We start from the raw sequence: 19,635 nt of genomic DNA on the forward strand, positions 1-19,635 counted from the left end.
GTCCTTCCCTCTAGCGGAAGCGTGACGGCTTGAGGTCGTGTTTGGCGAGCTTGTCGTAGATGGTCTTGCGCGGCGTGCGCAGCATCGCCTGCAATTGCGCGACATCCCCGCGGCAGCGGCGCAGGGCATCCTCCAGCACGGTGCGCTCGAAATCGGCGACGATCTCGGCCAGCGACCGCTCGCCCGGCAAGGGGGACGCGACCCCCGCCTCGGTCAGGCCCAGCACGAAGGCGCGGGCATAGGCGGACAGCTCGTGGAGGTTGCCCGGCCAGTCATGGGCCAGCACGTGCCGCCATTGCGCCTCCCCGATCGCGGGCACCGCAAGGCCGAGTTCGCGCGCGTGGCGGGCGGTGAACAGGCGGAACAGCTCGGCCACGTCCTCGCGCCGCTCGCCGAGCGGAGGAAAGGCGATCTGCACGGCCCCCAGCCGGTGCCACAGCGGATCGCGGGCCTCCGCCGCCTCGTCGGAACGGGCGACGATGATCCTGAGATTGAGCCGCCGCGGCTGGGCGGCGCCGATCGGGAAGACCTGCCGCGTCTCGACCAGCGCCAGCAGCCGCGCCGCCAGCGCGCTGCCTGCCGCGGCGATCCCGTCGAGGAACAGCGTCCCGCCATCGGCGCGCTCGACGAGGCCCGTGCGCGAAAGGCCCGCGCCACCTGCGGCGGGGTCGCGCCCGAACAGCAGCAGCTCGGCATCCTCATGCGCCAGGACCCCGGCATCGACAGTGACGAATGGCCGCCCCCGGCGCGGGCCGAGGTCGTGAATCAGACGCGCGGCGTGGCTCTTGCCGGTGCCGTGGGGGCCGCTCAGCACCACGTCGATCTCGGACCGGGCCACGCCCTCGATCACCGCGCGCAGCCGTTCGGCGGCAGGCGAGCTGCCGGGGATAGCCCCATCGGCGCCCCGTCCCGCTTCCTCGCGCAGCCGCCGGTTCTCGAGCGCCAGCGCGCGGCGCATCGCGGCGGAGCGCACCGCGCGGATCAGGTCGGCCGAGGCATAGGGCTTGGTGAGGAAATCCGCGGCCCCGTTCTTCATCGCCTCGACCGCCATGGCGATGTCGCCATGTCCGGTGACGAGGATCACCGGCAGGTCGGGGTCGATCTCGCGCAGGGCGGCGAAGAAGGCGATGCCGTCCATCCCCGGCATCCGCACGTCGCTCACCACCACGCCCGGATAATCCGCCGTCAGCCAGCCGAGCGCCGCGCGGGCATCGGGAAAGGCGGCGACCTCGGCCCCCTCGAGCATGAGCGCCTGCAAGGTCGCATCGCGCAGCGCCGGATCGTCCTCTACCAGCGCGACCTGGAGCAGCGGAGCGGCGGAGGCGGGCGCGCTGCTCATGCTGCCGGCATCACCATGACGAAGCGTGCACCTGAGGGTGTGTCCTCGTGCAGCAGGTCACCGCCGAGCTGGCGCATGATGTCCTGCGCGATCGCGAGGCCGAGGCCGATGCCTTGCGCCTTGGAGGTCACGAAGGGCTGGAACAGCGTGTCGTGCAGTTCGGGCGGCACCCCGGGCCCGTTGTCGCTGACCCCGAGCCGCACCATGCCGCCCTCGCCCGCCCCGATGTCGAGCGCGATCCGGCCCCCTTCGCCGCAGGCCTGCACCGCGTTCTGGAGCAGGTTGACGAGCACCTGTTCGAGCTGGACGTGGCGGGCGCGCACCGTCACCGCCGCCGCCTCGGCGGGCGGGAGCGCAAGGGCGATGCCCTGCTGGCGGAACTGGTCGCGCAGCAGCAGCAGCGAGCCGTCGATGACCTCGGCGAGGCGGATGTCGCGCGGCTCCTCGGCCGAGCGGCGGCTGAAGTGGAGCTGTTCCTCGGTTATCTCCCCGATCCTGCCGGCAAGCCCCGCGATCCGGGCGAAGTTGTCCTCGGCCTCGGCGGTGCGTCCGGCGGCGAGCAGGCGCTCGCCGGTTTCGGCATAGACCCGCATCGCGGCGAGCGGCTGGCGGATCTCGTGGCCGAGCCCCGCCGTGATCTGGCCGAGCGTCGCCAGCCGGTTGGCCTGGCGCAGCTGCTCGCGCAAGGTGGCGGTCTGGGCCTCGATCTCGGCCGCGGCGCGCGCCTGGCGCTGACGCCGCCACAAGACCGCGCCGACACACGCGAGCGCGAGCAGGCCGAGCGCGCTCACCCCCGCGAGCCGCCCGTTGGCAACGGCGACCGAAAGCCGCGCGGAAGGGTCGGCGAGCAGGTGCAGTTCCCAGCCAGCGGGCGCGATCGGCTGGATCTTCTCGATCATCCGCACCGCCTCTCGGCCGCCCGCAACGGCGCCGGGCAGTTCGAGCGGTTGCGGCCGCGCGACGCCATAGCGCATCGCGTCGCGTGCCGGATCGCGCGGCGCCGAGTCCCCCGCCGCCACGCGGAACCGCCAGTCGGGATTGCTGGCGAGCAGCACGATACCGCCCGCGTCGGTCACGAACACCCCGTCCTCGGCCTGTCGCCACTTCGCCTCGAGGCTGTCGAACTCGACCTTGACCGCGACCACACCGAGGGGCGCTCCGGCCGGGCCGACCCGTTCGGCGAGATAAAGGCCCGGGCGGCGGCTGACGGTGCCGAGGGCGAATTCCGTTTCCGTGCCGTCGCGCAGCGCCCCGGTGAAATAGTCGCGGAAGCGGTAGTTCGAGCCGATGAAGCTGTCGGGCTGGTCCCAGTTGCTCGCCGCCAGCGTTATGCCCTCCGCGTCGATCAGGTAGATCGCCGCTGCCCGCGTCTGCCGCGCCAGCGCAGCGAGGCGCCGGTTTAGGAGATCGCGCTGCGCGCCATTGCCGGCGAGCAGGTCGGCCACGTCCGGATCGCCTGCCAACACGCGCGGGACGAGGGTGAACTTGTTGAGCTCGCTTTCCAGCCCCGCGGCAAGGATCGCCGCCTGTCCGTCGGCGGCCGCGCGCGTCTCGGCAAGCGCCTGCACCCGCATCGCCCGGTCGAGGCCAAGCATGGCGAGCGCCGCCAGCAGCAGCACCGCGGCAGCCGCGATGCTCGCCAGATACCAGCGCCCCAGCCTTCCTTGCACCCGCGCGCCTTTCCCGACCTGTGCCTCAGCACAGGGTTGTGCGGATTTCCGCATAATCAGCAAGGATTTTGTGCGGAAATCCGGAAAATATCTCCGCAGCCCCCATCTAACACGCTGATTTGCATGGACCGTCATTCTCGCTGCATGCAGCTTGCAGCCGTCGCCGCTTCGCCCGATCCTGCATGGCGGAAGAGGAATTCCCTAGGGGAAGCTGCGAGGCATGGGTTTGCAAGCATCGATGATGCCGGACACGGCCGCGCCTGCCGTACGCAGGCCGTTCTACCGCCTGCTTTATGTGCAGGTGCTGGCGGCGATCGCGCTGGGGGCGCTGGTGGGGCATCTGGCGCCCGAGTTCGGCGCGGCGCTCAAGCCTCTGGGCGATGCCTTCATCAAGCTCGTGAAGATGATCATCGCGCCGGTGATCTTCGTCACCGTGGCGACCGGAATCGCCGGGATGCGCGATCTGAAGGCGGTGGGCTCGGTCGCGGGCAAGGCCTTCGCCTACTTCCTCACCTTCTCGACCCTTGCGCTGGTGATCGGCCTTGTCGTCGCCAACGTGGTGCGCCCCGGCGAGGGGCTGGGCATCGATCCCGCCAGCCTCGATACCGCCGCCGTCGCCGACTATGCCGACAAGGCCGAGGCGACCACCATCACCGGCTTCCTGCTCGGCATCATCCCCGACACCCTGTTCAGCGCGGTCACCGACGGGCAGATCCTGCAGGTGCTGCTTGTCGCGATCCTCGCCGGGGTCGCGATCGCCGCCACCCGGCCCGCGAGCGACCTCGTCACCGACGTGCTCGCCTCCTTCGGCGAGGTGGTGTTCAAGCTCGTCCACATGCTGATGAAGCTCGCGCCGATCGGCGCCTTCGGGGCGATGGCCTTCACCATCGGCGAGTTCGGCATCGGCAGCCTCGCCAACCTCGCGGCGCTGGTGGCGACCTTCTACCTGACCTCGCTCCTGTTCGTCCTGGTGGTGCTGGGGCTGGTGGGCTGGGCGAACGGCTTCTCTATCTTCGCGCTGATCCGCTACCTGCGCGAGGAACTGCTGCTGGTGCTCGGCACCTCCTCCTCCGAGGCCGCGCTGCCGAGCCTGATGGAGAAGATGGAGATGGCCGGCTGCCGCAAGGCGGTGGTGGGGCTGGTGGTGCCGACCGGCTACTCCTTCAACCTCGACGGCACCAACATCTACATGACGCTGGCCGCGCTGTTCATCGCGCAGGCCGTGGGGGTGGAACTCTCGCTGGCCGAGCAGCTCACCCTCGTCCTGGTCGCCATGATCAGTTCCAAGGGCGCGGCAGGCGTGACCGGATCGGGCTTCGTGATCCTTGCCGCGACCCTATCGGTGGTGCCTGGGGTACCGGTCGCGGGGATGGCGCTGATCCTCGGGATCGACCGCTTCATGTCCGAATGCCGCGCGCTCACCAACTTCATCGGCAACGCGGTGGCGACCATCGTCGTGGCGCGGTGGGAAGGCGCGCTCGACACCGACCGGCTGGCGGCGGCGATGGCGGGCGCACCCCTGCCGCTCGAACCGGAGGACATCGAACGCCACGAACGCAGCGGTCCCGTGAGCGAGGAAATCGCCAAGGTGCTGGAGAAGCAGCCGTGATCCGCCGCCTGCTCACCCTGCTCGCCGCCGCGCTGGCGCTGCTGACGCCGGCCCCGCCGCTCGCCGCCGCGCCCGAGGAAATCCGCCTCTGGCCCGCTTCCATGCCCGGCGCGGGCCAGGTCGAGGGGCCGGAGAAGATAGGCACCGAGGGCGCAGGCCTCGGCGCGGTGTCGAACGTCGCGGTCCCCCGGATGCGGGTCTATCGCCCGGCAAATCCCAACGGCGCCGCCGTGCTGGTGGCGGGCGGGGGCGGCTATTTCCGCATCCAGCTCAAGAAGGAAAGCACCCCTGCCGCCGAATGGCTGGCCGCGCAGGGCTTCACGGTCTTCGAGCTAATCTACCGCCTGCCGAACGACGGCTGGGAAGCGAGCGCGCCGTTCATGGACGCGCAGCGGGCAATGAAGATCATCCGCACCCGCGCGGGCGAGTTCGGGATTGATCCGGCGAAGATCGGGATCATGGGCTTCTCGGCCGGCGGGCACCTTGCCGGCTTCACCGCCTACCAGCCGGCCCGCGCGCTCTATGCGGGCAGGGATGCCTACGAGGCGGTCTCGGCCCGGCCCGACTTTGCGGTGCTGCTGTTCCCGGTCGTCACCCTGCGCAAGCCCTACGGCACCACCCGCACCCGGCGCGAGATCGTGGGCGAGAAGGCCACCGAGAAGGCCGAGGCGCTGTGGTCGCTGGATACCTGGGCGGGCAAGGACGCGCCGCCCACGATCATCTTCGCTTCCGCCGACGACCCCACCACGCCGCCAGGGCACGGCATCCTCCTGTTCCAGACCCTCGTCGCCGCCGGGGCGAGCGCGGAGCTCCACCTTTTCCGCGACGGCGGCCACGGCTGGGGTCTGGGCAAGCCCGAACAGGTCATCAGCCAGTGGCCCGGCCTGTTCGCGCACTGGGCGCAATCACTTCAGATCATCGAAAAACGGGGAGAATGACCATGTCCACCAAGCTTATGAGCAGGCTCGTCCTTATGTGCAGCGGCAGCCTGATCGCCGCCACCGCCGCGCACGCACAGGAGGCTGCGCCGCCCCCGCCTGCGCCCGAAGAGGATGTCTCGCGCGAGATCATCGTCACCGGCACCCAGATCCAGGGCGCCAAGATCAACGACGTTCTGCCCGTCACCGTGGTCGACGAGATCGACATCCAGAACGTGGCGGCGACATCGGGCGACGAGCTGTTCCGCGCCATCCCGCAGGCGGGCGGCGTGGCCTTCAACGAGCAGAACGACGTCACCTCGAACAACGCGCGGGGCGATGCGGCCTCGATCAACCTGCGCGATCTCGGCACGGGCAACACCCTGCTGCTGATCAACGGGCGTCGCATGGTGCTCAACCCCGGCTTCCAGACCGAGCTGCTGGTGCCGGTGGTCAGCCCCGACACCAACGAGATCGCGCCCGGCAGCGTCCGGCGGCTGGAAGTGCTGCGCGACGGCGCCTCGGCGATCTATGGCGCGGATGCCGTCGCGGGCGTGGTCAACACCGTGCTGCGCGGCAACCGCAAGGGCGGCTTCATCGAGGGCGAGTACCGCCTGTCGGACGGCACCAATGCCTATGCGACGCAGCTCAACGGCGGCTACGGCTTCGACTTCGCCGATGGCAGGGCCAACCTGACGGTCTATGGCAGCTATTTCCACGAGAACGCGACCCCCGCCTCGGCGCGGGCCTATTCCGCCGATGACGACAAGCGCCCGCTGCTGGTCGGCACCGATTTCGAGGGCGACACGCAGTTCAACAACCGCAACACCTTCGGCCCCTTCGGCCAGTTCGACCTCCAGATCACGAACAACAACCAGACGCCGATCCGCGACGATGATTTCTACATCCAGCCAAGCACCCAGACCGGCTGCCGCTTCGATCTCGGCAACGGCTTGTGCGCCCGCAACGGCGAGACCCCGGCTGTGGACGTGCGCTACAACCGCGCCTTCGGCACCACGCTGATCAGCGAGAAGACCCGCTACAACGCCGCCCTGCTGCTGAACTACGAGTTCAGCAACAACATCGAAGGCTATTTCGAGGGCACCTTCTACCGCTCGGAAAGCAGCCGCAACATCACCCCCGCGGCGATCCTCAGCGCCGTGCCGGTGGGGATCTCGCGCAATGCCTACTGGAACCCCTTCGGCCCGGTGACCTTCCCCGGCGGCGTGCCCAACCCGAACCGCCGCCCCGGCACCACCATCCCCGCTGCCGGCGCGGACCTCATCATGGAGCGTTACCGATTCGTCGATGCGGGCAACCGCACGGTCGACGTCGACAAGAACTCCTACCGCCTCGTCGCCGGCCTCAAGGGCAATTTCGGAGCATGGGACTTCGACACCGGCTTCGTCTACTCCGAAGCGCGGTCGACCGACCTCGAAGGCAACCGCGTCTCGCTCACCCTGTTCCAGCAAGCCGTCAACCGCTCGACGCCGGACGCCTACAACCCCTTCAACGGCGGCTGCATCGATGATCCGGCCAATGGCGATTGCACGCCGAACCCGGCAAGCAGCATCGATCCGTTCCGCATCAGCGTCTTCCGCAAGGGCGGCACCAGCCTTGCGCTGGCCGACTTCAAGGTCAGCAACAGCAGCCTGCTCAGCCTGCCCGGCGGCGATGTCGGGATCGCGGCCGGGATCGAGTGGCGGCGCGAGACCTTCTTCGATAACCGCGACCCGCGCATCGACGGCACGATCACCTGGACCGACAGCGTCATCCCGGGCGTGCGCGACGGCAGCGACGTGGCCGGCACCAGCGCCTCGCCCGACACCAGCGGCGCGCGCGAGGTGTGGTCGGCCTTCGCCGAAACCTTTGTGCCGCTGGTGAGCGAGGGCATGGACATCCCCCTGATCAACTCGCTCAACCTCCAGCTCGCGGGACGCATGGAGCACTTCCGCGACATCGACCAGACCGCCATCGTCCCGCGCGCCGCCGCGTCGTGGAGCGTGGTGCCCGGCGTGATGCTGCGCGGCGCATGGTCGCAGGGCTTCCGCGCCCCCAACCTCGTGCAGGTCAACGACGAAGGCACCACCCGCTCCAACACCCGCGACGATTTCGTGCGGTGCCAGGCGCAGGTCCTCAAGGGACAGCTCGCCAACCTCGGCCTTTGTCCGGGTGAAGGCGTCATCAGCTTCCGGTCGGGCACCGACCAGCTCGAGCCGGAGGACAGCGAGAGCATCAACCTCGGCGTCGTGCTCGAACCGAAGTTCATTCCCGGCCTGACGCTGACCGCGGATTACTGGCGCGTGAAGCAGACCGGGCTGGTCGGCACCTTCGGCGACGATAACGCCATCGCGCTCGACCTGCTGCTGCGCCTCACCGGCAGCAGCAACCCCGCCGTGATCCGCTCGGCGCCGACGGCGGAGCAGATCGCGCTCTACGCCGGCACGGGCCTTGCGGCTGCGGGCGACATCATCCAGGTGCTCGACCCCTACATCAACCTCGACAGCCGCGTGTCGAAGGGCTGGGACTTCGGGCTTGCCTACAACGTCCCCGATTTCGGCCTCGGCAAGTTCCGCCTGCGCTTCAACGCGGCGCGGCTCAACGGCTTCGTCCAGTCGGCGGGCGCGGACGGACAGACGCTGCTCGACGCGGTCGCCGCCGGCACGCTGCCGCCCGAGGTGCGGGTCGAGGGGCTGGGCCAGCTGCTCGAGCTCGACGGACGGCCCAAGTGGCGCTTCAGCGGCTCGATGAACTGGGGCAGCGGTCCGATCGACCTATCAATCTTCGCCCAGTATGTCGGCGAGGTGTGGAACACCAGCGTCAGCCGCGACGTACCGATCGTGTCGGACGATCCCAACGCCAATTTCTGGCGCGTCAACGACATGCTGACGATCAACACCGCCTTCACCTTCACCATCGACGACACCGATGGTCCGCTCGATGGCACCCGGCTGCGGGTGGGGGTGAACAACCTGTTCGACAAGGATCCGCCGCTGGCCGACGAGACCTATGGCTTCCTCAGCCAGCTGCACTCGCCGCGCGGGCGGGTGGTCCGGTTCGAAATCCGCAAGAACTTCTGATAGGCCTCCGGCCCATGGGCATCGACATCCGACACGCATGGGCCGGCCTCGCCCTGCTGGCGGGGGCGTGCGTTTCGGCGCCGCCCCCGTCAGCGGGGATCGCGCTTCCGGTGCCGGGGGCGGCATGCCGCACGCCCTCGGTCACCCTCGCCTTCGATTTCGACGGCGCCCCGCCACTCGCCTGTGCGATCACGGGCGAGCGCGCCTTCACCCTGCTGGTGAGCCCCGAACACGCGCCCCCGATCAACCCTAGCCCGTGGTATGCCTTCCGCTACGAGGCAGCAGGCGATGCGCCGGTGACGGTCACGCTGCGCTATCTCGAGGGCCGACACCGCTATGCGCCAAAGCTGCGCGGGGCGGCGGGGGAGTGGGCCGAGGTGCCGGTCGAGACCGCCACCGACGGCAGCGAGGCCGTGCTGCGCCTGCCCTCCGGCAAGGGGCTTGTCGCCGCGCAGGAGGTGGTCACACCCGAAGATGCCTCGGACAACCTCGCCAAGTGGAGCAAGGCGAGCGGGGCGCGGGTGTTCACGCTCGGCACTTCGCATGACAGGCGGCCCATCGAGGCGATCCGCCTCGGCCGCGCGGATGCGCCGCGGCTCGTCATCCTGCTCGGCCGGCAGCACCCGCCCGAGGTGACCGGGGCCATCGCGATGGAGGCCTTCGTCGATGCGCTCGCGGCGCGCGCGGGCGATTTGGGCGATGTGCAGGTGCTGGTGGTGCCGATGCTCAACCCCGATGGCGTCGCCCGCGGCCACTGGCGCGCGAACCGCGGCGCGGTCGATCTCAACCGCGACTGGGGCCCCTTCACCCAGCCCGAGACCCGCGCCGTGAAGACGTGGCTCGATGCCCTGCCCGCCGCCGTGCGTCCGGTGCTGATGGTCGACTTCCACTCGACGGGTCGCAACCTGTTCTACGTGCAGGGCGACGAGGAGGCGAGCCCGGCCCAGATGCGGTTCCTGCGCGCATGGCTCGGGGGGAAGGATCAGGCCTTTCCCGGCTATGCCTTCACGCTTGAGCCGCGCAACGCGAACCCGGGCAGCGGCACGGCCAAGAACTGGTTCCACGCCGCCTACGCCATTCCCGCCTACACCTACGAGGTCGGCGACAACACCGACCGCGCCGCCACCCGCGCAGCCGCGCGGGCGCTAGCAGAGGCGATGGTGGGGGCACTGGGGGCGCTGGATGACTGATCGCATCGCCCGCAGCGCGGGAACCGGAACAGGCTTGCGGATGTTGCTAGGTCGCTGACGGGGACGGGGCCGGATACAGGGCATTCGCGATGAACTTCTGGGGCGGGCTCGCGTTGGTCGCGGTGCTGCACATGATCGTGAATGCCGGGCTGCTGCCGCAGGTGGAGACCCGCTGGCTGGCGCAGTCCGCGCGCGAGAAGGTCGCACGGGCCGCCACGATCGCGGCTTTGCAGACCGCTGGGGATTTCCTGCGCATCGCGGCGCTGAGCTTCGGCGCGGCGGCGGCCGGGTTCCTCGCGCTGCAATGGCTGGCGCCGGCAACCACGCTCGGGGTGCTTTCCGATGTCCAGACCGCGGCGCTCGTCACGCGCGACTGGGCCAAGGCCGCCAGCAGCACGCTGGGACAGATCCTGTTCTGGCTGGGCATCGCGGGGGCCTTCGCGATCCTGTGGGCGCTGACCCTCGCCAGCTACCGCGAGACGCTTGCGGTCGATTACCTGCGCCAGCTTCGCGCGCTCGCCGTGAAGTCGCGCAGCGGCGAACTCGAACCGCTGCCCGACAGCGAGGAGATGCGGGAACTGCGCGCGCGCATCGCCAACACCGTCGCCGATGGGCCGGACAACGACCGGCGGCGGCAGGCGCACCGGCTGCGCTATTGCGATCTCGTGCGCCGCATCGACCTGAGCAAGCAGACCCTGCCGCTCGGCGTCGACGGGGTCCGCGCCCGCCTGATGCGGCTGCTGTTCAGCGAGGGCCTGGTCGATCTCGGCAAGAACAGCACCAAGCGGCTCGGCAAGATCGCCACCGCGACGACCTGCATCCTCTTGCTCGGGACCGCGGCGCCGCCGCTGCGCAGCGGGCTTGTCGAACCGGCGATTGACACGCTGGCAGGCCTGCGCATCGCGCGCGAGCTTGCCGCGAGCGGCCCCCAACTCGGCCGGCTTGCAGCGGCGGCGCCCCAGCCAGCCGCGCCGGACGATCCCGATTACCGCCTCGCAGCCGAGCAGTTTCTCGAGGCCCTCGCCGATGACGGTGCCTGGCTGCGGGCATCGGCGCGGCTGACCGACCGGGCGCTGCTGCCGGACAGCGACACCCGGGCGCTCGACAACGCCTTCGATTCGATGGTCGCCCGCGATGCCGTGGTCCGCAGCTATGCCGCCGATCCCGCCGGCGGCACCCGGGCTTTCGCCCTCGATGACGTGCCGGCAAGCGATCCGGGACGCGCGGTGCTGGACGAGATGCGCCGGCACGAGGCGGCACCGGGCGCGTTGCGGGCGGCGGCGGTGCAGCGGCTGGAGCAGGCGCTGCGCAAGGCGGCGGGCAGCGTGCCGGGCTTCCGCGAGAAGCTGAAGGCCAGCCTCGCGGCGTTCAACCGGCCCGCCCGGATCGGCACCTTCGCCACCATCGCGCTCGGCGACCAGTTCGCGCTCGCAATCGGCGCGACGATCCCCGGGCCGGGCGGCGCGGCGGTGTTCGAGGCCGAGGGGGTTCGCGCAGGGCGCAAGGGCTTGCAGAAGGGCTTTGAGCAGATCGTCCAGATCCGCTTCACCAGCTTCCTCAACGATATCACCGCGGGCCGGCCGCTGGCGACGGCGCTGCGGCGGGTTCAGGGCGGCGGGCTCGAAAAGCTGCTGCGGCGCGGCGATGCGGTGGAGGTGGCGGGGCTGCTCGACGAGAGCGACCGGCGGCGCAATGCCTTCCTCGGCCGGATCCTCGCGCGCCGCCCGGTGATTGCCGCTCTGCCCGACGCGCGCGAGGCGAAGGCGGTGAACGCGGTGCTGGCCCAGCCGAACTGGCAGGCAGGCGTGCCGCTGGTGGCGCAGTTCGACGACGTGCTGCCCGGCACGGCGATGACCCTGCCGACCGCCCTTGGGATCGCGGCCGCCGGCAAGGGCCTGCCGCGCGCGCCTGAGCTGGCGCGGACTAGCGTGCTCGGCAAGGCAGCGCGCGGGCGCGCCCCGCGGGTCAAGCCGCGGGGGCTGTCGATTTTCGGGCTGGCACTGACCGCCGCAGAGGTCGCCGCGGCCATGGACGCGCCGGTGTCGGAGGTCGACACGGCGCTGATCCGCGGCGTCAGCGTCTCCGGGGCACCGGGCGAGGGAGAATACCGGGTGCGCAGCCTCGCGTGGCAGCTTTCCCCGGCCGGCATCCGGCTTCGGGCGGGGGAGAGCGGCGGGCGCCTGATCCCGGAGCGCACGATCGATCCTGCCGTTGTGCGCGCCGCGCTGGCCGTCGCGGCGGACGACCGGCCGATGGTGATGATCGCGGTGCCGACGCGGCTCGAGGGCGTGAACCGCTGGCTCCTGCATCCGGTCATCGCAAACACCGCAATCGGGGGGACCATCATCGATCTCTACCGGCAGGCGGTGGAATCGGACGAGCGCGCGGCGCTGCTCGGGTTCGGCATGTCGTTCGACGGGATGGGGGTCGTCGGGAATGCCGGTGCGCTCGGCATTGATCGAGACACACGCGATTTCTTCGCGCTGGTGGCAGTGTTCCGGGCGGCCTTCGCGGGCGGGCGCGGGGTCGAGGGAGGCACGCTGGTGAAGCTCGCGCACGACCTTGAGCCCTACCGGCTTGCTCAGAGCCCGACGCCGCGGATGGGATTCGTGGTGCCGGGGTTCGACGCCGTGCGCAGCTATGGCGGTCCGGCTACCCCATCCACCCCTCGCCCAGCGCGTCGGTGACGACTGCGGCGCGCAGGGCCGCGATGCCCATGCCCTTCTCGCTGCTGGTGAGGTGGATCTGGGGGTGCGCGGCGACGTGCTTCTTCGCTTCGGCGGCGGTCTTCTCGGCGACCGCGGCGAGCTCGCTCGCCTTGATCTTGTCGGTCTTGGTGAGGACGATCCGATATCCGACCGCGGCCTGATCCAGCATCGTCATCATCGTCCGGTCGACCTCCTTGAGGCCATGGCGGCTGTCGACCAGCACCAGCGTGCGGGCCAGAACCTGCCGCCCGCGCAGGTAGCTGTTCACCAGCGCCTTCCACTTCTCGACCACCTTCACCGGCGCCTTGGCGAAGCCGTAGCCGGGCATGTCGACCAGCCGGAACAGCGGCAGGGCGCCTTCCTCCTCCGGCCTGCCGACATCGAAGAAATTGAGCTCCTGCGTTCGCCCCGGCGTCACCGAGGCGCGGGCGATGGCCTTCCGCCCCGTCAGCGCGTTGAGCAGCGAGGACTTGCCGACGTTTGAGCGCCCGCAGAAGGCGATCTCCGGCACCACCGGATCGGGCAGGAACTGGAGCTGCGGCGCGGAGCGCAGGAAATCGACCGGCCCGGAAAAGAGCTTGGAAGCGGCTTCCTCACGCTCCGCCTGATCGTCGGGATCGCTCATCAGGCTACCCCTTTGCCGCCTTCTCCGCCGTCGCGTTCGCCGCCTTCAGTTGCGGGTGCTTCGAGTAGAGATAGCTTTGCTGCGCCAGCGTGAGGACGTTCGAGGTCACCCAGTAGAGCAGCAACCCGGCCGCGAAGGGCGCCATCACGAACATCAGGATCCACGGCATGATCGCGAACATCTGCTGCTGCACCGGGTCCATCGCCGCAGGGTTGAGCTTGAAGGTCAGCCACATCGTGATCCCCAGCAGCACCGCGAGTGGGCCGATGGCGAGGAAGCTCGCCTCGGGGATCGCGAAAGGCAGGAGGCCGAAGAGGTTCAGGATATGCGCCGGATCGGGGACCGAGAGATCCCTGATCCACAGGATGAAGGGCTCGTGGCGCATCTCGATCGCCAGCACCAGCACCTTGTAGAGCGCGAAGAAGATCGGGATCTGGATCAGCATCGGCAGGCAGCCGGCGAGCGGATTGACCTTCTCGTCCTTGTAGAGCTTCATGATCTCCTGCTGCTGGCGCTGCTTGTCGTCCTTGAAGCGCTCCTGGATCTCCTTCATCTTCGGCTGCACGGCCTTCATCTGCGCCATCGAAGCGAACTGCTTCTGCGCGATCGGGAACATCAGCCCGCGGATGATGACGGTGAGCAGGATGATCGCCACCCCGAAATTGCCGACGAGGCCATTGAGGGTGCGCAGCAGCCACAGGATCGGCTTCTCGACGATCTCGAACCAGCCCCAGCTGATCGCCTTGCCGAAATAAGTGATGCCGGCGTCCTCGTACTTGTCGAGGATCTGGCTGTCCTTGGCCCCGGCATAGAGCCGGGTTTCCTGCGTCACGCTGCCGCCGGCGGGCACGGTGACGGCACCGTAGAGCAGGTCGGTGCGGAACAGGTTGTTGCCGAGCGCCCGGAAGCCGGCATCGTCGACCCTGACGTTGCCCTTGCCGTCACCAGGTACCAGCGCGCCGAGCCAGTACTGGTCGGTGAAGCCGAGCCAATCGGGCGCGCCTTCGGGGCTTTCGCCGCCCAGTTCGGCAAGTTCCTCGTAGGAATGCGGGTCCCACAGGGTGCCGCCGAACACGCCGACGGGGCCGGAGTGCGAGACATACTGGTCAAGGGTGGCATTGGTGCTGGTGCGCTTGATCAGCGCGAAGGGCTGCACCACCGCCGCGCCCGCGCCCCCATTGCTGACGGATTGGGTGGCGGTGATCATGTAGTCCTCGTCGACCGCGAAGCGCACGCGGTAGATCACGCCGTTCGCATCGGTGCGGGACAGGGTGACGGGCGTGGTCGGGGTCAACCGGTCGCCGTCGGCGGTCCAGACGACGCTGGAGGGCAGGCGCTGCCCGCCGCTGACGAAGCCGAATTCGGCGAAATACTGCCCCGGCGTGCCTTCAGGCGCGAAGAGGCGCACGGGGCCCGCATCCTGCTTCACGCTCTCGCGGTAGTCCTTGAGCACCACGTCGTCGATCCGCGCGCCGATCAGGTTGATCGAGCCGGCGATGCGCGGGGTGTCGATCGCGACGCGGTTTCCGCCGGAAAGCGCTGTCTTCAGATCGACCTTGCGGGCCGCCGCCTCGACGCCGAGATTGCCAGCGGCAGCGGGCGCGGGTGCGGCGGCAGCGGATTCGCCGGTCGAGGCATCGGTCGGCGTCGCCTGCGAGGAGATCGCCGCCTCGGGATAGAAATAGCGCATGCCCACGTCCCACCCGAGAATGAGCAGACCCGAAAGCACGACGGCGAGCAGAAGATTGCGATTGTCCAAGTGTGAGCCCCGGTTATGCGACGACAGGTGTGTTATGGGGATAGAACGGTCCCGTTTAAAGCCCTAGGGCACGGGATCGTGACCGTGCCCGCCCCAAGGGTGGCAGCGCATTAGCCGCTTGAACGCCATCCATCCACCCTTGAACGCACCATACTTGCCGATCGCCTGGATCGCGTATTCGCTGCAGGAGGGCGCATAGCGGCAGGTGGGCGGCAGGATCCGCGAGGGTCCGAGTTGCCACGCGCGCGCAACAAGGATGAGAACCTGCTTCATTTGCGCCGGTCCCCGCGTCTGGGCCGACGACCGCCCGCCGGATCGCCCTTGCCTTCGCGGGCGCGTTCGAGCGCCTGAGCAAGTTCATCTGCCATGCGGTGGAAATCCCGCTCGACCCCGCCGGCGCGGCCGATCAGCACGTGATCGTGATTCGCGAGCCCCTTCACCGGCAGCGCGGCGCGCAGCAATTCGCGAAACCGCCGCTTCATGCGATTGCGTACGACCGCGTTGCCGATCTTCTTGGTGACCGTGATGCCGTACCGGATGCCCTGTCCCCCGTTGGGGCGGGTCAGCAGCACGAAACCGGCGCGCGCATTGCGGGTGCCGGCGTTGGCAGCAAGGAAATCGCCGCGCTTGGTCAGGACCGAGATCATGGGGTCGCCCATAAAGTAATGAGGGAGGGCGGCAAAAATCAACGGGCCCCCAGAGGGAGCCCGCAAGGACGCCAGTGTTCTTGGGCGCCCGCCCGCCGCAATACGACCTTCAGGCCGCACGAGCGAGGTAATCGCACCCGCGCAGGCGGGTACGGAAAGGATTAGGCGCAGAGCTTCTTGCGGCCGCGAGCGCGGCGGGCGCGAAGCACTTTCTGACCGCCCGGGGTGGCCTTGCGGGCGAAGAAACCGTGGCGACGGGCGCGCACGAGATTGCTGGGCTGGAAGGTACGCTTCATATCATCCTCGAAAAGCTGACCGGCGCAAGAGACCGGGGCCGCGTTGCAGCGTGCCAAGAACAGGCGCGGCGGTTATGGGAAAGCAGCGCCCGAGTCAAGCACAGCCGCGCCGAGATCAGCATAGGCCAGTCGCGGAGCGGCCTCGATGAGCGGGACCGGCGCGCGCAACCGGGCCAGCAGCCCTTCCGCGACCGCTGCAGCCGAGCGCCCGAGCGCAAGACGCAGCGGGCCGTGCAATGCACCCACTAAGTCGCGAGAGGCTGGGGTTCGATCGCGCATTTCCTGGTCAGGGGCGATCCAACGCGCCATCTCGTCGCCCCCGAGCCACAGGGCACGAGTGTGCGGAACCGAGTTGGTCATGGCGTAGAAGGCGCGAGCCTGATCGATGCTCATGCCCATGTCAGTATAATAGTCAAGATAGAGCCGGTTCTCCGGCGCGTCGGGTGCGAAATCGGCAGGCTCGCGGCCCAACGCGTCGCGCCAGGCATGAACCGCGAAGAGGGCGCCGGGATCGATGCTGCGCGTCGTGCCGGCGAGGAAAAGCTCGACCGCGCCCGAGCGCGCCGATCCGCCCGCGGGCACGTGGGTGGCAAGGCCCGCGGCGCGGATCGCGCGGCCGACGCGGAGATTTGCAATGTCGTTGCTGGTGCCCGGGGCATCGGTGAATTCGAGCACTTCGAGGCTCGGATGGTCAGCCATCATCGCCGCAAAGGCATGCGGGCTATTGGCGTCGGTCGAACCGACCAGCGCCGCGCGGCGCGCATCGAGCACACGGAATGGGCCATAAGCAGCCATCCCGGCGCCGCGCGCGTCAGCGCGAGAGCGGACGATGAAGCGCATTGGCTGCTCGATAATGGTCTGTGTGACGGTGACGTCGCCCATGCGGGTGACAGACGTGGTGGGTAAGGTCTGAGCAGGGGCGGCGTCGCCGGAGTCGCCGGCTTCCGAGCCATCATCGACTCTGACCCACTCACCGCGTCCCGCGTCCCATTCCTCGACCCACGACACGCGCTCAATGACGCGTGCTCCGGGGTCGGCGAGTGCCGGTGTTCCAGGCAACAAAAGCGCCAGTGAAGCGAGCGAGAGGGCAACGAGACGGAACATGCAAATGTTCTCGCTCCGGTCTCGTTCCGAATTTGCCAACATCTATGTTTGAGAAATGCCTAAGCGTACGAGCGGAGGCAGACGGAAAGTCGCGGTTAGGCACCAGCCATCCGCTCGGCGCGATACGCCTGCTTGCAAGCCGCGTGAACGCGGCGGGAAAAAGGATGACGTCGTCGTGTGCGCAGGCGATTACTGCGGACTGCAACCGGCTTTCAACGCGCGCCCGCGCCAGTTGCTCGTTCGCTGCAGCAGCCCATGCCGTCGCTCACCGGAATGATGGCAAGTCATGGTCCAAGACCAACTGACAAGGGGTGCTAGCGTGACAAAGACTGTCGTCGCCAAAGGCCCTCGATGTGATCGGGCTCGATCGGCCGCGAGAGATGGAAACCTTGGGCAAGGTCACAGCCCATGGTCCTGACCAAATCAAGTTGCCCCGCGGTTTCGATGTGCTCGGCCACGCACAACGCGCCGGCCGCGTGACAAAGATTGACGAGTCCGAGCAGGACTTGGCGGGACCTCGTGCAGGTCTCAATGTCCTTGGTGAGCGAGCCGTCGAGCTTTACAACATCGAATACAAGGTGCCGCAGATACGCAACCGAAGCATGGCCCGCGCCGAAATCGTCGAGAGCGACGAGGCAACCGGCGTGGCGAAGGATTTCCAGCTCCTGCTTGGCTGTGCGCATGTCAGCCAGCACCGCGGATTCGGTAACTTCGAAAAGCATAAGGTTCGGGGACACCCGATGTTTCGCAAGCGTTGCGAGGATTCGCTCCGCGGTGCCTCCACGACTTATCTGGGCTGCGCTCAGGTTGAACGATAGGCGCACACCGGGCGGCCAGCCGCAAGCGTTTGTCAGCGCCTTTTCGAGAATGGCTTCATTTATGGCCTCAATCTTCCCTAAGTTCTCCGCCAGAGAGATGAACTCCCCGGGACTTACCGATCCAAGCTGCATGCTGTGCCACCTCGCCAGCGCCTCAAGATAGACAAGGTTGCCAGAACTGACCTCGTAGATGGGCTGGAAATCTACGTATAGCTCGCTGAAAGCTTCTTCGCTGAGGAGCAGGAGCTCAAGCTTGGCCCTGCGCTTGTCAATCGAGAATGCAATTTCGTCATAGAATTGCCAGCGGCCGCGGCCGGATGCCTTTGCCATGTAGAGGGCCGTGTCGGCCTGCCGGAGAAATTCCTGCACGCTATTCGCGTAGGGCCCGGCTTCAGTTATCCCGCAAGACGTCCCGACAGTCAGCTTTTTTCCATTCCATTCGACTGGTTGTGCAGCAAGCTCGCAGATCCGGTCTCCGGCTGCAAAAAGCTCTGCTGTCGAGAGACCATCTCGCCAGAAAACCGCGAACTCGTCCCCCCCCATCCTGGCGACCGTTGCTGCACCTGAGAATTCTTCCGCCAAGCGTTGCCCGAATGCGATGAGGAGCGCGTCACCTGCGGCATGACCAAACACGTCGTTGGCACGTTTGAAGCCATCTAGGTCGCAGATTGCCACAACGCTGCCACCGCCTGTCGCGGGCCCCTGAATCATGTCCCTCCCTATGTCGCGGATCAGCTTCGCACGATTGGCGACACCTGTCAGATCGTCTGCGTCTGCACGCTTGATGGCTGCGACCTCGGCAGAGATCGCGCGATTGTGTTCTCGCGCGGCTGCCATGCGACTGCTGATCAGGTCTGTGAGCGCCTTGCTATGGGTCTGAAGCAGGCGCATAAATAGCAATATGACAAGCAGAAGGCTGAACCCCATCGCCTTCGTCAAGCCATCTCCCAGAAACAGAAGACGAACGGCGACTGGCATCCCAAGCAAAGTCAGCGGTACAACGGCTGCCCGGGGGAAGCTACTAAGTCCGTATGCGGCACCCAAGGCTGCAAGCAGGCTGAAAAAGACGACGCTGAGCGCCAGTTCAGGATAGGCGGTTATCAGGAACTGCGCCCAGATTGAGAAGCCCGTACACAACAGAACGGTGAAGGCGGCAACCTGCAGCAACTCGGTCCGGGCCTTGAGCAAGTCCTCGGTCGGCTTCTGCACGAAGGCCCAGAAGAAAGCTCGCCAGAGCAGCACGGCGGACAGTACGGTTATGGGAGAAATTAGCTTCAGTTCTGCACCGCCAATAGCGACGTGCATGCCGATAAGATTTACGATCGCCGCTGCGTAAAGGAGAGGTATTTGCTTGCGAAGATTATCGAAAATCTCGCGGATTTGCTCCAGCTGCTCGGATGAACTCTGTGCCGGGAAAAGGAGGCCGTGGACCCACATGACCCAAGCCCAATACATGAATACGGTCGAGGAATTGTTAAGCCACATCCTCGGGGTAGCCTAGCAAGTGCGGGTTCCTAGATTCATGAAAAACAATCATTTGCCCGGGCGAACGTGACCCCCGGCCCGCCTTGGGGATTCCTGGCTCAGGCGCAAAGTGGCACCGCTATAGCGCAATGCGCAATGCGCACTTCGCACTCCGGTCTCTTCAAGCGCCGACAGAACGGCGGGCAGATGAATTGCCAGAGCCCCCGCCCGAACACCAGGTGCTGCGGCTTGGTCATGGTCATTTCGGCTCCCTCTGTCGTGGCGTAAGGTCCCTGGGACCGCGCGCTGAAGTTCGACGAGCAGGCTCACGCCCGGCCTGGCAAGGCGGGCACGAAGAAGAATGTTATCTTCCAATGACATACGGCCGCGGAGAGTTCGTGAACGAGTA

At 67.8% G+C, this 19,635-nt stretch carries 14 protein-coding genes; 5 read left to right on the forward strand and 9 right to left on the reverse strand.

From position 1 onward, the window contains the following. Positions 1-10: 10 nt before the first annotated feature. Both CBR61_RS16340 and CBR61_RS16345 read right to left on the reverse strand, forming a co-directional pair. Complete coding sequence (locus CBR61_RS16340; protein ID WP_088915322.1) at positions 11-1,339, reverse strand: sigma-54-dependent transcriptional regulator; 1,329 nt, start codon at positions 1,337-1,339, stop codon at positions 11-13. Then, positions 1,336-3,009, reverse strand: coding sequence for a sensor histidine kinase (locus CBR61_RS16345; RefSeq protein WP_172835988.1), 1,674 nt, complete (start codon positions 3,007-3,009; stop codon positions 1,336-1,338). Before CBR61_RS16345 ends, CBR61_RS16340 begins: the two co-directional genes overlap by 4 nt. Positions 3,010-3,247: 238 nt before the next feature. On the opposite strand from CBR61_RS16345, the gene CBR61_RS16350 reads away from it, so the two are divergent. From CBR61_RS16350 to CBR61_RS16370, 5 genes are all read left to right on the forward strand, one after another. Then, complete coding sequence (locus tag CBR61_RS16350; RefSeq protein WP_172836023.1) at positions 3,248-4,618, forward strand: dicarboxylate/amino acid:cation symporter; 1,371 nt, start codon at positions 3,248-3,250, stop codon at positions 4,616-4,618. Beyond that, complete coding sequence (locus tag CBR61_RS16355) at positions 4,615-5,556, forward strand: alpha/beta hydrolase (protein WP_088915325.1); 942 nt, start codon at positions 4,615-4,617, stop codon at positions 5,554-5,556. Before CBR61_RS16350 ends, CBR61_RS16355 begins: the two co-directional genes overlap by 4 nt. A gap of 2 nt (positions 5,557-5,558) precedes the next feature. Next, on the forward strand, positions 5,559-8,615 hold the full coding sequence (locus tag CBR61_RS16360) for a TonB-dependent receptor domain-containing protein (protein WP_088915326.1): 3,057 nt from the start codon (positions 5,559-5,561) through the stop codon (positions 8,613-8,615). Between the two features lie 14 nt (positions 8,616-8,629). Next, positions 8,630-9,805: a M14 family metallopeptidase gene (locus CBR61_RS16365; RefSeq protein ID WP_088915327.1), complete on the forward strand. Its 1,176-nt coding sequence runs from the start codon at positions 8,630-8,632 to the stop codon at positions 9,803-9,805. An 89-nt stretch (positions 9,806-9,894) separates the two neighbouring features. Then, positions 9,895-12,492, forward strand: a complete 2,598-nt coding sequence (locus CBR61_RS16370) for a hypothetical protein (RefSeq protein WP_088915328.1) — start codon at positions 9,895-9,897, stop codon at positions 12,490-12,492. Here CBR61_RS16370 and yihA read toward each other — a convergent pair. From yihA to CBR61_RS16405, 7 genes are all read right to left on the reverse strand, one after another. Next, a complete protein-coding gene (gene yihA, locus CBR61_RS16375) occupies positions 12,458-13,138 on the reverse strand; it encodes a ribosome biogenesis GTP-binding protein YihA/YsxC (protein WP_088915329.1) in 681 nt (226 codons plus the stop codon). The two genes, CBR61_RS16370 and yihA, sit on opposite strands and share 35 nt — an antisense overlap. A 4-nt stretch (positions 13,139-13,142) precedes the next feature. Then, complete coding sequence (yidC, locus tag CBR61_RS16380) at positions 13,143-14,897, reverse strand: membrane protein insertase YidC (RefSeq protein WP_088915330.1); 1,755 nt, start codon at positions 14,895-14,897, stop codon at positions 13,143-13,145. Between the two features lie 63 nt (positions 14,898-14,960). Continuing rightward, entirely contained in the window at positions 14,961-15,170 is a 210-nt protein-coding gene (yidD, locus tag CBR61_RS16385; RefSeq protein WP_088915331.1) for a membrane protein insertion efficiency factor YidD, read from the reverse strand. Continuing rightward, entirely contained in the window at positions 15,167-15,544 is a 378-nt protein-coding gene (gene rnpA / locus CBR61_RS16390) for a ribonuclease P protein component (protein ID WP_088915691.1), read from the reverse strand. Before rnpA ends, yidD begins: the two co-directional genes overlap by 4 nt. A gap of 161 nt (positions 15,545-15,705) precedes the next feature. Next, a complete protein-coding gene (gene rpmH / locus CBR61_RS16395; RefSeq protein ID WP_026092078.1) occupies positions 15,706-15,840 on the reverse strand; it encodes a 50S ribosomal protein L34 in 135 nt (44 codons plus the stop codon). A 72-nt stretch (positions 15,841-15,912) separates the two neighbouring features. Continuing rightward, positions 15,913-16,944 carry a hypothetical protein gene (locus CBR61_RS17070; RefSeq protein ID WP_199797444.1) on the reverse strand — a complete coding sequence of 344 codons (1,032 nt, stop codon included), beginning with the start codon at positions 16,942-16,944 and terminating at the stop codon, positions 15,913-15,915. A 314-nt stretch (positions 16,945-17,258) separates the two neighbouring features. Next, positions 17,259-19,199, reverse strand: coding sequence for a putative bifunctional diguanylate cyclase/phosphodiesterase (locus tag CBR61_RS16405; RefSeq protein ID WP_172835989.1), 1,941 nt, complete (start codon positions 19,197-19,199; stop codon positions 17,259-17,261). Positions 19,200-19,635: the final 436 nt, after the last annotated feature.

This window comes from Porphyrobacter sp. CACIAM 03H1, assembly GCF_002215495.1.
Lineage (GTDB): Bacteria > Pseudomonadota > Alphaproteobacteria > Sphingomonadales > Sphingomonadaceae > Erythrobacter.